The sequence below is a fragment of the Hymenobacter elongatus genome, from assembly GCF_004745955.1.
In the GTDB taxonomy this organism is placed as follows: Bacteria; Bacteroidota; Bacteroidia; order Cytophagales; family Hymenobacteraceae; genus Hymenobacter; species Hymenobacter elongatus.
The window spans coordinates 159,903-172,679 of the sequence record NZ_SRLD01000004.1 but is presented as its reverse complement, the minus strand read 5'-3'; the positions used below and the strand labels follow the sequence as shown (position 1 = coordinate 172,679).

The following is a 12,777-nucleotide window of genomic DNA, read 5'->3' as shown; positions in this document are numbered from 1 at the left end:
CAACGGCGCACAGCGGGTCTTGACCTTGCGCGTCTGCGCGATGAGTAACCGATGGCAGCTGGTACGCCAACACATTGAACCCTTCAACACGGCCAGGGCGGCGTAGCGACAATTTGGGTTGCACCCCCTGAAACCTGAAACTGTTGTTTTAGAAGATAACTGTTAGCCGAGTAGCTGGTACTGCTGTCAGAAAGAGTCGGGGTGGGTTGTTCCTCTGGCTTTGTGCAACTGCCTACTAATAGCAGTGCCGCCATGGTGTAGATTCTGAAATGCGTGTTGTAGTACATTAAATGGTATATAAAAGGGTGAAAAATCGGTATTCACGACCAGGATAGGTTGATGACGCCTATTGAATTACTGCACGAAGGCAGTAAAACTGGAAAGAGAAAGCACAAAAGATGCAATAGAGATAGTAGCGCGAGACCAAACATAGAGTTTGGCTTATAATGGTTCACAAATAAAGGATTTTATGGAATGTATACTGCAAAATTTTCTTAAAAAAATGTGTTTCTGTATTCTTATTTGGTAATCCACACACGCTCTAAGGCCTCAGACGAACCCTTAGAGCGTGTGTGGGAATTTTCTGAAAAAGCTGATTCTGTCCTGTTGAGCGTAGCGGAGTCGAAGCATCTCTACCGCACTGGTATATGATTTTACTATTGCAGTAGAGCTGCTTTGACTCCGCTACGCTTCGCTCAGCAGGACACGAAAACCATAATCCCAAACACGCTCTTGGCGATACTTTAGCTGCGTGGACGCCAGAGTAAGCAGAGTGTTCTATTTGCCGGGCGTGGCAGTCGTCGAGTTCGAGTCCAGAATCTTGAGCAGCTCGTTGAGCTTGGGCGTCAGGATGATTTCGGTGCGGCGGTTCAGGGCCTTGTTGCCCGGCGAGTCGTTGGCGGCCACCGGAATAAACTGGGAGCGGCCCGATGCCGTGATGCGCTGGGCCTCGACGCCGCCGGCCGTGATGAGGCGGGCAATTTCGGTGGCCCGCAGCACGCTCAGGTCCCAGTTGTCCTGCATGGCGGCCGTGGGGCGGCTGAAGGGCACGTTGTCGGTGTGGCCTTCCACTACCACGTTCACGTCGGGCTGGGTTTTGAGCACCGTGGCCAGCTGCTTCAGCGCTTCCTGGCCCTTGGGGTCTACTTTGGTCGAGCCGCTTTTGAAGAGCAGCTGCTCCGACAGCGACACGTATACTTTGCCGTCCTTCATCTTTACCTGCAAATCGGTGCCCTGGAAACCGCGCAAGGCATTGCTCACGCTGGCCCGCAGGTCATTCACGGCTTTGTCCTTGTCGGCCAGGGCTTGGGTGAGCTCGGCCAGCTTGGCTTCCCGCACCTTCAGGTCGGCGTTCAGCTTGTCGATATCGGCTTTGCTGCGGCGCAGGTTGGTATCCAGCTCGCCCAGCTCGGCTTCGCGGCGGGCCAGGTCCTTGGCCACCTTGTTGTAGTCCGCCGATTTGTCGGCCATGGCCCGGTCGCTGTTTTTGAGCAGCTTGTCGTAGCTGTCGGTCAGCTGGGTGTAGAGTGTGCGGGTGCGACGCAGGGCGTTGCCGTTCTGGGTCGAGTCGGCCATGAGGCGCTTGTTGTTGAGGCGCATTTCGGTCAGCTCATCGGTCGTTTTTTTCAGCTCAGCTACGGCCTGGCGCTGCTGGCGCTCGGCTTCCGCCTTGCCTTGCTCGGTAGCTTGCTGGCGGGCCCGCAGGTCGTCATATTTTTTGGAGGCCACGCAGCCCGGCAGCGCCGAACCAGCCACCAGGGCCAGAGCTACTAGGAGGGAAGAAGATTTTTTCACGCAGGTAGTATCTTGAATAAGCAATGGAGAAAGATGCGGTCAACAATTGCCCCGCATCCTCGAAGCAAGGTAGCGAGGCGCGGGCGCATCTGCCAGTAAGCGGCCGGCAGCGGTTTAATTTTAGACTTATATTTGCTTGCTTTCCTCTGCGTCCTCCCGCTCCCTAACTCCCCACTCATGGCTACGCTTACCCCCTTGAGCGCCGAAACCGAGGCGTTGCTCCGGCACGAGTGCACAACCATTAGCAAAGACCTGATTCACCAGCCCGGCCCCGATTTTCTGGACCGCTGCTTTGTGCCCTCCAACCGCACGCCGCAAGTGCTGCGCAGCCTCGGGCAGCTCTATGGTCATGGTCGCCTGGCCGGTACCGGCTACTTGAGCATTCTACCCGTCGACCAGGGCATCGAGCACACCGCCGGGGCTTCCTTTGGGCCCAATCCGATGTATTTCGACCCCGAAAACATCATCAGGCTGGCGCTGGAAGGAGGCTGCAACGCGGTGGCTACCACGTTTGGCACCTTCGGAACGGTGGCCCGCAAATACGCGCACAAAATCCCGTTCCTGGTCAAAATCAACCACAACGAGCTGCTGACATATCCCAATACGTTCGACCAGATTATGTTCGGCTCGGTGGAGGAGGCCTGGAACCTGGGCGCTACTGCCGTGGGGGCCACTATTTATTTCGGCTCCGAGGAGTCGAGCCGCCAGATCGTGGAAGTCAGCCAAGCCTTTGCGCGCGCCCACGAGCTGGGAATGGCCACGGTGCTGTGGTGCTACATCCGCAACAACGCCTTCAAAACTGCCGACAAAGACTACCACGTCGCCACCGACCTTACGGCCCAGGCCAACCACCTCGGCGTCACCATTCAGGCCGATATCATCAAGCAGAAGCTGCCCGAAAATAACGGCGGCTTCTCGGTCCTCAAGTTTGGCAAGACCCACAAGGCCATGTACGAAACCTTGTCGTCGGACCATCCGATTGATCTGACGCGCTACCAAGTGGCCAACTGCTACATGGGGCGCATCGGCCTGATCAACTCCGGCGGCGAGAGCAAAGGCGCTTCCGACCGCGAAGAAGCCGTGCGCACGGCCATTATTAACAAGCGCGCCGGCGGCCAGGGCCTGATTTCGGGTCGTAAGGCTTTTCAGCGGCCGTTCGCGGAAGGCGTCGCGCTGCTCCATGCCATTCAGGACGTATACCTCGACCACACCATCACCCTCGCGTAGAACCGGCGGGCCGTCGGCGGCTCGTGGCCTTGCCTGGCTGCGAGCCGCTGGCTTATCTTTGACGACCACACTTTTGCTGAAAGTAACTTCCGGGGCTGGTAGTCTGGCTTTCCTGGGCTTACCTTGCAGCTTCCAACTTCTTATGAATAACAATGTCTTGGTTTAAGCGCGTAGAAAAGGGCATCGTCACCCCGACGGAGCAGAAGAAGGAGACGCCGGACGGCCTATGGTATAAGTGCCCGGAGTGCAAAACCGTGGCCTCGATGGCCGAGCACAAGCGCCTGCACTACACCTGCGCCAAGTGCAACCACCACGACCGGATTGATTCGGCCGAGTATTTTGAGCTACTCTTCGACGACAATCAGTTTGTGGAGCTGGACGAAAGCCTGACCTCGGGCGACCCGCTGCACTTCGTGGACACCAAAGCCTACCCCCAGCGGGTGGCGGCCACCCAGAAAAGCACTGGGCTGAAAGATGCCGTGCGCACGGCCCACGGCCAGCTCAACGGGCTGGATCTGGTAGTGGCTTGCATGGACTTCAAATTTATCGGTGGCTCGATGGGCTCGGTAGTAGGGGAAAAAATAGCCCGGGCCATCGACTACGCCCGCCTGAACCGGATTCCGTTCCTGATGATTTCCAAGTCGGGAGGGGCGCGCATGATGGAGGCGGGCTACTCGCTGATGCAGATGGCCAAAACCTCGGCCAAGCTTGCCCTGCTTTCCGAGGCCGGCATTCCGTATATCTCCATGCTCACCGACCCGACCACGGGCGGCGTCACGGCTTCCTTCGCTATGCTCGGCGACTTCAACATTGCGGAGCCCGGCGCGCTGATTGGCTTTGCTGGTCCCCGGGTTATCAAGGAAACCATCGGGAAGGATTTGCCCAAAGATTTTCAGAGCGCCGAGTTTGTACTCGAACACGGCTTTCTCGACTTCATCGTGGACCGCAAACAACTCAAGCAGCAGCTCGCCGACCTGATAACCATGCTGCGGCCCGCAGAAGTGCCGGCCACGCAGGCTCAGGCTACGCTGCGCTAACACCGGGCACTATTTCCGGCAAGCTTTTTGGAAAAGCCTGTTTAAGTGCATAACGAATGCATTTAGTGGGCTTTCATCTGGTGCGGCGGCCAAAAACTTCCGCTTGTATTTCAGCCAGGTATAGCCAGTCGTCTATATTTGGCGAACATTTTGACGGGAAGCCAAGTAAGCACCAACAAAATGATAAGCCAACCCGCTCCTTTTTTTTCTTTTCCACCAATTTCTCTCCGATGAAATCTTCTAAATCACTTCTGGCCATGTGTATGGCCCTGACTATGTTCCTGGGTTCGTGCGCATCGTCGCAGCCCGCCAGCCAGCCCGACCTCTCGACCAACAATGGCACGGGAGCCCGCAAAACCGGCATGAGCAAAACGGCTAAAGGTGGCCTGATTGGCGCTGGTGCCGGTGCAGCAGCTGGTGCGGTCTTGGGCCGGGTTATCGGTGGCAAATCGGGTACGGCGGCTGGCGCTATCATTGGCGCGGCCGTGGGCGGCACCGGTGGCGCACTGATTGGTCGTAAAATGGACAAGCAAGCCGAAGAGCTGCAGCGCGACATGAAGAATGCGCGTGTAGAGCGGGTAGGCGAAGGCATCAAGATTACATTTGACGCCGGTATCCTGTTCGACGTGAACAAGTCCGATCTGCGGATGGCTTCGCAGACGGAAATCCAGAAAATGGCGGAGGTGCTGAAAAAGTACCCCGATACCAACGTAATTGTGGAAGGCCACACCGACAACTCCGGTTCGGACGCCATCAACCAGCCCCTGTCAGAGCGTCGGGCGCAGTCGGTAGCCAACTACACTGTAACGCAAGGCGTCGATGCTTCGCGTGTTCAGACCAAAGGATACGGTGCTTCGCAGCCTGTGGCCGACAATACCACAACCGAAGGCAAGCAGGCCAACCGTCGGGTAGAAGTAGCCATCTTCGCCAACGAAAAGATGAAGAAGGCCGCCGAAAATGGTACGCTGTAAGCGGTAGCTTCCGCTGATACGTTAGAAAAGCCGCCCCGATGTGGGGCGGCTTTTTCTGTGTTTAGCAGCTGCTCAGAATTGGTAAACGGGATGGGGGCTTAGCGTAAATTTATCGTGGTGTAAGATCTGTTTGGTCGGTTGGCCGAAATACTGCTGACCTTTAGATCAAGCGGGATGTTCTATCAGCTTACCGCACGGCTTCATGGTCAAACAGATATTGTCCTACAAAATACACCGACTTGTATTGCCCAACGAAGGCCCGCACATCCCGCTTAGTAAGCGGTTACCGTCGAATTCAGCTGCCGGATTGATAGAATGTAGAGAAGCTGTTTGGGGCGTATACTAGCCACTTTGAGAAATGAATTTCCAATTAAAAAGCTTATTTAAGTATTGTTAAGCAAGTTTTCAATTATTTTATTCTCCTTCACTAGGTTTTGGCAAGGTGGTTGCCAAATACCTCACAACTGCCCGTTGGCTATACTGCAAAAACGAGTGGATGATGCCAGAAAATGAAAAACCTCTGCATCTTTACAGCACACCAAAAACACAAAATACAAAGACAATGAAAACCCTTCGTTCGTATATCGCAATGATGCTGGCAGTGCTCTTGCTGGGCACCAACTATGCTGAGGCTCAAACGACCCCTACGGCTAAGAAGCCCTGGAGCAAAACGGCCAAAGGCGCTGTACTCGGCGGTTTGGGCGGAGCAGCCGGTGGTGCCGTACTGGGCCGGGTAATCGGTGGCAAGTCGGGCACGGCCAAAGGTGCTATCATCGGTGCCGTAGTAGGTGGTGGTGCTGGCGCGCTGATCGGCCGTCGGATGGACAAGCAGGCTGCTGAGCTGAAAAGAGAAATGGCTGGGGCTCGGGTAGAGCGGGTAGGCGAAGGCATCAAGATTACCTTCGATTCGGGTTTGCTCTTCGCCAAGAACTCGTCGGCCCTGACCTCTACCGCCCAGGACAACATTGCTGAGCTGGCTAAAACCCTCATCAAGTACGACGACACCAACGTAATCGTGGAAGGCCACACCGACACCAGCGGCAACGACGCCGTCAACGACCCTTTGTCGCAGCGCCGGGCGCAGGCCGTGGCCAACTCGGCCCAGGCCCAAGGCGTAGATGCTTCGCGCTTCACCGTAACGGGCTACGGCTCGCGTCAGCCGGTGGCCGACAACTCGACCGAAGCCGGTCGGATTGCTAACCGCCGGGTAGAAGTAGCCATCTTCGCCAACGAAAAGCTGAAGAAGGCTGCTGAGAAAGGCACCATCTAAGCTCACGCTTAAAGTCTCAAAAAGGCGATACCCCTTTGGGTGTCGCCTTTTTTTGTGCGCCTCAGTTTCAAACTAAAGCAAGCAGCAGGCCTTGAAAGCGGCCAAAGCGGCAACCTGAATTCCCCGGCGGGGGTACAAGCTGGCATGACCGATGCCTACGCGCTGCCGCCCGCCCAGAAAACCTGGCAAGACCATGTTATCCTGAATGAGTTTTTCGGCCCGCTGGACCCCACGCCCCGGCGCGCGCCCATGCGGGAGCTCATTAGTACGTTGCTGTCGCACCGCACCACGCACCGGGACGAGGAGCTGGCCTACGACCGAATGCTGGAGGCTTTTACGGACTGGGAAGGCGTGCTGGCGGCACCCACTACCGAGCTGGCCCACGCCATCCGGACCACCCGCTGGCCTGATACGCAGGCCCCGCGCATTCAGGAAATACTACGCCGTATCAAAGCCGAGCAGGGGGCCTTCACGCTGGATTTTCTGGCCGACTGGCCCGTGGAGAAAGGTCTGGAATGGCTGACAGCTATGCCGGGTATCGGCTTGAAAACAGCTTCTCTGGTGCTGCTTTTTACCTATCAGAAGCCCGTGTTGCCCGTTGATGTGCATGTGCACCGGGTGGCACAGCGCGTGGGCATGATCGGGCCCAAGGTATCGGTGGAAAAGGCGCATCAGGTGCTGCTCGAGCAACTGCCCAAGGATGCGTTGGTGCTGCTCAACTTTCACAAGCACAACTATTGGCATGGGCAGCACGTCTGCTTTTTCGCCAAGCCTGACTGCCCGCGCTGTCTGCTCAAAGGCTTCTGCAACTATTATCTGGAACACTACGGGCCCGCTACGGCAGAGGCACTGGCGGCTACTCCCACCCACTGGGATAGTGCCCGGGGCACGTTGCAGCACTAGTTACCTCGCGTAGCCCATACTTCGGGCCGGCCGCTGCGGCACTACTGCGTACCTTTAGCCTCATTATGCGTCTAGTTCGTCATCCGGTGCTTTGCAATTATTACGTTACGTACCGGTGCAACGCGCGCTGCTCGTTTTGTGATATCTGGGAGAAACCTTCGCCTTACATTCAACTGGCCGACGTAGCGCAGAACCTGCGGGACCTGAAGCGGCTGGGCGTGAGCGTCGTCGACTTCACGGGAGGTGAGCCGCTGCTGCACCGCCAGATTCACGAGTTTATCGGTCTGGCCCACGACATGGGCTTTATCACAACGCTGACCACGAACTGCCTGCTCTATCCCAAGTATGCCGAAAAGCTGCGTGGCAAGGTAGATATGCTGCATTTCTCGCTCGATGCCTCCGAAAAGGAAGTGCACGACAAAGGCCGCGGGGTAGCCTGCTACGATTTCGTGCTCGAAAGTATTCGGGTGGCCAAAGAATTGGGCGAGCGGCCCGATATTCTCTTCACCGTGTTCCGCGACAACCTGCACGATCTGGAAGCAGTGTATCGGGATATTGCGCAGCCGAACGGGCTGATGCTCATCATTAACCCCGCTTTCGAGTATAACGGCATCGATGCCGGTGGGCAGCTGACACCGGCGGAGCTGGACTATTTGTCGGCCTTCGGCAAACGGCGCGGTGTGTACCTGAACGAGGCCTTTATTGCGCTGCGCAAGGATGGCGGCAACCACGTGGCCGCGCCCGTCTGCAAGGCCGCCAGCACTACGCTCGTTATTTCGCCCAGCAATGAGCTGGTGGTGCCCTGCTACCATTTGGGCGAGCAGAAATTTCCCATTCAGGGGCAGCTCTACGACCTCTACCACTCGCCCGAAGTGGGCCGTATGGTGGCGTTGGAAGGGCGCTTGCCGCAGTGTGAGGGCTGCACCATCAACTGCTATATGCAGCCTAGCTTTGCGGTGGAAGTCAACAAGTATTTCTGGCAGGCGCTGCCGAGTACTTTAAAATACAACATCGAGAAAGGAACCTGGAAACGCATGCTGACGCGGTAGCCGGACCCGTACGTACCGGACTGGCGCGGCTGCTTTTCACCCGTCTGAGCTTACCAATTCGTTGAAATTTATACCTCAATCACTACTAAATGCCTGCTTTGCTGCTGCCCGTTCGAGGTATTCACCCAACCCTGGGGCCCAACTGTTTCGTGGCCGAAAATGCCACCATCATCGGTGACGTGACGCTGGGTGCCGATTGCACCGTGTGGTTCAACGCCGTCATTCGGGGCGATGTGAACAGTATCCGCATCGGCGACAAAACCAACATTCAGGATGGGGCCGTGCTGCACTGTACGTATCAGAAGGCCGCTACCACGGTGGGCTCCCGGGTGAGTATCGGGCACAAAGCCATTGTGCACGGCTGCACCATCGAGGACGACGTGCTCATTGGCATGGGGGCCATTGTGATGGATAAAGCCGTGGTGGGGCGGGGCTGCATTATTGCCGCCGGGGCCGTGGTGCTGGAAAACACGATCTGTGAGTCGGGCTATCTGTACGCCGGCATTCCGGCCCGGAAAGTGAAGCCTGTGTCGGAGGAGCAGCGGGCTACTCTGGAGCGTACGGCTGATAACTACGTCTTATATGCTAGCTGGCTGAAGCCGGAGTAATATTCGCCTTTTTCGCAGTCGGCCATTTGTCGTCCAAGCAACAAGCCCCGGCACCTGAAGCTCAGATGCCGGGGCTTGTTGCCTGAATGGTTGCCTGCTACTACAGCGGCATGACTTCGTCGGTGGCCTCACGCTCCTCGCGGGTCGTGACGCGCAGCTGTACCAACTCTATGGCGCGCTTCGAGCGTTTCATGACCCGGAACTCGTAGTTGTCGAGCACGGCCACGTCGCCTACTTCCGGAATGTTGCCATAAATAACGTTCAGTAGGCCGCCTACGGTTTCGTAGTCGTCGCCTTCGGGCAGCGGAAAGGGCAGATACTCGTTGACGTCGGAAATAGGCGTGCTGGTGTTGACGCGGTAGTCGGTTTCCGAAACTTTCTCCACTACGGGTACCTCGTTATCGTATTCGTCCTGAATTTCGCCGACCAGCTCTTCCATAATATCCTCGATGGTGACGATGCCGGACACGCCGCCAAACTCGTCGCTCACGATGGCCATGTGCATATGCTTGCGCTGGAACTGGCGCAGCAGCCGATTGATCTTCTTGGTTTCGGGCACGAAATAGGCCGGCCGCATAATCTTTGCCAGCACGATGGGCTCGTTGCGCCGGATGATCTGCAGCAAATCCTTCACGTAGAGCACGCCCACGATGTTATCGATGTTGTCTTCGAAGACCGGGATGCGCGAATAGCCTTCGTTATACACCAACTCCAGCACGCTGTCCTGGGGGGTTTCCACGTCGATGGCCGAGAGCTTGGTGCGGGGCACCATGATCTGCTTCACCATCCGGTCATTGAACTGAAATACGTTCTCGATCAGCTCGTGCTCCGAATCCTGAATCTCCCCGCTCTGCTTGCTTTGGTCCAGCAGCAGTCGCAGTTCGTCGGCCGAGTGGGCCTCGGAGCCGTGCGTGGCCTGGCCGCCAAACAGGCCGGCCACCATATTGGAGAGCTTGTTGAGCAGCTTGATGAACGGCGTCATAATCCAGGTAAAGGCATACAGCGGCACAGCAATGGCAATGGCTGTATTCTCCGGTTTCTGAATAGCCAGTACTTTGGGAGCCTGCTCACCCAGGACGATGTGCAAAACGGTAATAATAGAAAACGACGTGACCAGCGAAATCTGGTGCACGGCGTTAGGCGACAGGGTAATATCGAACTGGTGAATAATAGCCATTACCACTTCGGCTACTACGCTTTCCCCAATCCAGCCCAAGGCCAGCGAGGCTAAGGTGATACCCAACTGGGTAGCCGAAAGGTAGTAGTTCAAATCCCGCAGCATCTTCTGCACGAGCTTGGCCAGGCGGTTGCCGCTCTGGGCTTTTATCTCGATTTGCGAGACGCGAACTTTGACGAAGGCAAACTCTGCCGCCACAAAAAAACCGTTGAGCAATACCAGCAGAACGGTAAGCAAAATATTTAAGGCCATAGGTGCGGCAACTCGAACTCACGCGGTTCAGCTGCCTTTATGTTGCAAAAGTACGGGATTCCGCCCAAGCGGTTCCGGCTAGGGTGTGGTATTTGTGCTTCCGCCGGCTTCGGCTTCGTGTGACCAGCCGATTAGTCATCGTGCCCAAGCAGCCTTTATAACAAGATTGTGACACTTCCTGCCGTACTTTGTTTGTTCTCCAACGTCATCGTTGACCTAATTCCGCTTCATGTTTTTTGGTAAAAAAATACTGCTGCCGCTATGGGCGCTGCTGCTCCTGGTGGGCAGCGCAGCCGCGCAGGTGCTCACGCCGGCCAAGCTCACCACGGCTCTCAGTCAGCCCGCGGCCACCGTCGGTCAGGAGCTGGACCTGCTCGTAAATGCTCGTATCGATAACACCTGGCACCTCTACGCCACCGACTTCGACCCCGACCTAGGCCCCACGGTTTTCACGTTCAGCTTCGCCAAAAGCCCGGCTTACGCGCTGGTGGGCAAGCCTAAATCGATAGGAGCAAAAAAGGCATTCGACGACGTATTCAAGGGCGACGTTACGTACTTCGAGAAAACGGGCCAGATCCGGCAGCGCATCCGCGTGCTGCAGCCCGGCCCCCTAACCATCACAGCCGACGTTGAGTACCAGAGCTGCACCGACGTTGATGGGCGCTGCATTCCCGGCAACGAAACGCTCAGTTTCGGCCCCGTTGAGGTAGCCGCCGCCGAAACTGTAGTGGGTGCTACTGCTGCGTCATCTGCTGCTATGCTTCCTGCGGCTCCGGTAGCTCCGGCCGCCGCTAGCCCGGCTCCGGCTATCGATTCGGCGGCGCTGCCAGCTACCACCGCCACGGCCGCCGCTACCGAAGAGGATTCTGCCGCCACGGTGGCATCTGAAACCGTTGAGCCGGCCGTTACTGCGTCGGCCCTCAGCGCTACGCCGGCCAGCAAGCCCGCGGGTGCCGGCCTGAGCTTGTGGAAATATCTGCTGCTGGCTTTTGGCGCGGGTCTGGTAGCCGTGCTCATGCCGTGCGTGTATCCTATGCTGCCCATGACGGTTTCGTACTTCACCAGCAACAGCCGCAGCCGGGGCGAGGCCATTAGCAAAGCGCTGGTCTATGGCTTGTCCATCATCAGCATCTACACTGGCGTGGGTGTGCTGGTAAGCCTGCTCTTTGGGGCCGACGCGGCCAACGTAATCAGCTCCCACTGGCTGCCCAATCTGTTGTCCTTTGTTATTTTCCTGATCTTCGGCATGTCGTTTCTGGGCATGTTTGAAATCAACGCGCCTAGCAGTCTGGTGAATAAAGTAGATGCCCAAGCTGATAAAGGCGGTTGGTCGGGGCTCTTTTTTATGGCGGCCACGCTGGTACTGGTTTCGTTTTCCTGCACGGTGCCCATCGTGGGGTCGGTGGCTATAGCGGCTGCCAACGGGGAGCTGCTGCGGCCTACGCTGGGCATGCTGGCTTTCTCCACGGCTTTCGCGCTGCCTTTCGTGCTGTTTGCCTTGTTCCCGACCTGGCTGAAGTCGATGCCGCGCTCAGGTGGCTGGCTCAACACGCTCAAAGCCGTACTGGGCTTCGTCGAGCTGGGTATGGCCTTCAAGTTCCTCAGCTCCGCCGACCTATCCTACCACTGGGGCCTGTTGCCGCGCCCGGTGTTTCTGGCCATCTGGATTGTGCTGGCTGGCTTGCTAGGCCTGTATCTGCTGGGGAAAATCCGCTTGCCCCACGATAGTGAAAGCACCAAAGTGAGCGTGCCGCACTTGCTGCTGGCGGCCGTGGCGCTGTCGTTTATGGTCTACATGGTGCCCGGCCTGTTTGGCGCGCCGCTCAATGGACTCTCGGCGCTGGCACCACCGGCCACCCGCCAGGATTTTGCCTGGCAAACCAGCGTATCAGCGGCCCCGGCCGCCGAAACCACCACCCTGTGCGGCTCGCCGCGCTTCGCCGACGAGCTGGAGCTGCCGCACAATCTGGCTGGCTACTTCACGCTGTCCGAGGCCCTGGCTTGCGCCCGGCAGCAGAATAAGCCGGTATTTGTCGATTTCACGGGCCACAACTGCGGCAACTGCCGCGTGATGGAGGCGGCGGTGTGGAGCGACCCACGCGTACTCAAGCGCCTGCGCGAAGATTTTGTGCTGGTGGCTCTCTATGCCGACGACAAGACCGAGCTGCCCGCCAGCCAATGGTACACCTCGGCCCGGGACAAGCGCGTCAAGAAAACGCTGGGCGAGCAGAACCTGGACTTTCAGATCAGCCGCTTCAATATGAATGCGCAGCCCTACTACGTGCTACTCGACCCCGCCAGCACGCTAGAACAACCAGTGCTGCTGGCCCCGGCGGTGGCCTATGAGTCGGAGGTGGCTAAGTTTCTACAGTTTCTGGATGCTGGTCTGGCCCGGCACCGGCAGCAAAGCCAGCCGGTAGCCCGGCGGTAAAGTCTTTTTCTCCTCTCGCCCTTTTCCGCTCTCCATAACCTCACCCCGTTTTCTCTGG

At 57.4% G+C, this 12,777-nt stretch carries 10 protein-coding genes; 8 read left to right on the top strand and 2 right to left on the bottom strand.

What is annotated here, in order from left to right; all coding sequences use genetic code 11:
- Nucleotides 1-777: 777 nt before the first annotated feature.
- Nucleotides 778-1,794, bottom strand: coding sequence for an OmpA/MotB family protein (locus tag E5J99_RS03770; RefSeq protein ID WP_245318691.1), 1,017 nt, complete (start codon nt 1,792-1,794; stop codon nt 778-780).
- Between the two features lie 177 nt (nt 1,795-1,971).
- On the opposite strand from E5J99_RS03770, the gene E5J99_RS03765 reads away from it, so the two are divergent.
- From E5J99_RS03765 to E5J99_RS03735, 7 genes are all read left to right on the top strand, one after another.
- Nucleotides 1,972-3,021, top strand: coding sequence for a class I fructose-bisphosphate aldolase (locus E5J99_RS03765; RefSeq protein WP_135496381.1), 1,050 nt, complete (start codon nt 1,972-1,974; stop codon nt 3,019-3,021).
- 152 nt (nt 3,022-3,173) lie between these two features.
- A complete protein-coding gene (gene accD / locus E5J99_RS03760) occupies nt 3,174-4,058 on the top strand; it encodes an acetyl-CoA carboxylase, carboxyltransferase subunit beta (protein WP_135496380.1) in 885 nt (294 codons plus the stop codon).
- Nucleotides 4,059-4,288: 230 nt separating this feature from the next.
- A complete protein-coding gene (locus E5J99_RS03755; RefSeq protein WP_245318690.1) occupies nt 4,289-5,029 on the top strand; it encodes an OmpA family protein in 741 nt (246 codons plus the stop codon).
- A gap of 562 nt (nt 5,030-5,591) precedes the next feature.
- The gene (locus E5J99_RS03750) at nt 5,592-6,299 is read left to right on the top strand and encodes an OmpA family protein (protein WP_135496379.1); all 708 of its coding nucleotides are present in this window, start codon (nt 5,592-5,594) and stop codon (nt 6,297-6,299) included.
- A gap of 144 nt (nt 6,300-6,443) precedes the next feature.
- The gene (locus E5J99_RS03745; RefSeq protein WP_135496378.1) at nt 6,444-7,202 is read left to right on the top strand and encodes an endonuclease III domain-containing protein; all 759 of its coding nucleotides are present in this window, start codon (nt 6,444-6,446) and stop codon (nt 7,200-7,202) included.
- A 65-nt stretch (nt 7,203-7,267) separates the two neighbouring features.
- A complete protein-coding gene (locus E5J99_RS03740) occupies nt 7,268-8,251 on the top strand; it encodes a radical SAM protein (protein ID WP_135496377.1) in 984 nt (327 codons plus the stop codon).
- A gap of 89 nt (nt 8,252-8,340) precedes the next feature.
- On the top strand, nt 8,341-8,859 hold the full coding sequence (locus tag E5J99_RS03735; RefSeq protein WP_135496376.1) for a gamma carbonic anhydrase family protein: 519 nt from the start codon (nt 8,341-8,343) through the stop codon (nt 8,857-8,859).
- Between the two features lie 100 nt (nt 8,860-8,959).
- Here E5J99_RS03735 and E5J99_RS03730 read toward each other — a convergent pair whose 3' ends face one another.
- Nucleotides 8,960-10,288 carry a hemolysin family protein gene (locus E5J99_RS03730; protein WP_135496375.1) on the bottom strand — a complete coding sequence of 443 codons (1,329 nt, stop codon included), beginning with the start codon at nt 10,286-10,288 and terminating at the stop codon, nt 8,960-8,962.
- Nucleotides 10,289-10,517: 229 nt separating this feature from the next.
- On the opposite strand from E5J99_RS03730, the gene E5J99_RS03725 reads away from it, so the two are divergent.
- Nucleotides 10,518-12,719: a protein-disulfide reductase DsbD family protein gene (locus tag E5J99_RS03725; RefSeq protein WP_135496374.1), complete on the top strand. Its 2,202-nt coding sequence runs from the start codon at nt 10,518-10,520 to the stop codon at nt 12,717-12,719.
- Nucleotides 12,720-12,777: the final 58 nt, after the last annotated feature.

What these genes read in the sequence shown, in the direction of transcription:
- E5J99_RS03765 (WP_135496381.1), top strand. Translation starts at nt 1,972, where the DNA reads ATGGCTACGCTTACCCCCTTGAGCGCCGAAACCGAGGCGTTGCTCCGG.
- accD (WP_135496380.1), top strand. Translation starts at nt 3,174, where the DNA reads ATGTCTTGGTTTAAGCGCGTAGAAAAGGGCATCGTCACCCCGACGGAG.
- E5J99_RS03755 (WP_245318690.1), top strand. Translation starts at nt 4,289, where the DNA reads ATGAAATCTTCTAAATCACTTCTGGCCATGTGTATGGCCCTGACTATG.
- E5J99_RS03750 (WP_135496379.1), top strand. Translation starts at nt 5,592, where the DNA reads ATGAAAACCCTTCGTTCGTATATCGCAATGATGCTGGCAGTGCTCTTG.
- E5J99_RS03745 (WP_135496378.1), top strand. Translation starts at nt 6,444, where the DNA reads ATGACCGATGCCTACGCGCTGCCGCCCGCCCAGAAAACCTGGCAAGAC.
- E5J99_RS03740 (WP_135496377.1), top strand. Translation starts at nt 7,268, where the DNA reads ATGCGTCTAGTTCGTCATCCGGTGCTTTGCAATTATTACGTTACGTAC.
- E5J99_RS03735 (WP_135496376.1), top strand. Translation starts at nt 8,341, where the DNA reads ATGCCTGCTTTGCTGCTGCCCGTTCGAGGTATTCACCCAACCCTGGGG.
- E5J99_RS03730 (WP_135496375.1), bottom strand. Translation starts at nt 10,288, where the DNA reads ATGGCCTTAAATATTTTGCTTACCGTTCTGCTGGTATTGCTCAACGGT.
- E5J99_RS03725 (WP_135496374.1), top strand. Translation starts at nt 10,518, where the DNA reads ATGTTTTTTGGTAAAAAAATACTGCTGCCGCTATGGGCGCTGCTGCTC.